This window comes from Streptomyces odontomachi, assembly GCF_024435355.1.
GTDB classification, from domain to species: domain Bacteria; phylum Actinomycetota; class Actinomycetes; order Streptomycetales; family Streptomycetaceae; genus Streptomyces; species Streptomyces odontomachi.
In genome coordinates this window covers 1-407 of record NZ_JAMJWG010000105.1, presented here as the reverse complement: position 1 = coordinate 407, position 407 = coordinate 1, and the positions used below count along the sequence as shown (strand labels likewise).

Below are 407 nucleotides of genomic sequence, written 5' to 3'. Positions count from 1 at the left end.
TTCGGCGTGGGGAAGACCACGTTCGTCGGCGCGGTCTCGGAGATCAATCCGCTGCGTACCGAGGCCGTCATGACCTCGGCGTCGGCCGGTATCGACGACCTCACACACACCGGGGACAAGACCACCACCACGGTGGCCATGGACTTCGGCCGCATCACCCTGGACCAGGACCTCATCCTGTACCTGTTCGGCACACCCGGCCAGGACCGGTTCTGGTTCATGTGGGACGACCTCGTACGCGGCGCCATCGGCGCCGTCGTCCTCGTCGACACCCGACGCCTCGCCGACTGCTTCCCCGCCGTCGACTACTTCGAGAACTCCGGCCTGCCCTTCGTCATCGCCCTCAACGGCTTCGACGGAAAGCAGCCCTACACCCCCGACGAAGTCCGCGAAGCCCTCCAGATCGG

Annotated in this window: 1 protein-coding gene; it reads left to right on the top strand. The window is 66.3% G+C overall.

What is annotated here, in order from left to right; all coding sequences use genetic code 11:
* A partial coding sequence (locus tag NQO67_RS43570) for a GTP-binding protein (protein WP_255956207.1) occupies positions 1 to 407 on the top strand: 407 nt, incomplete at both ends.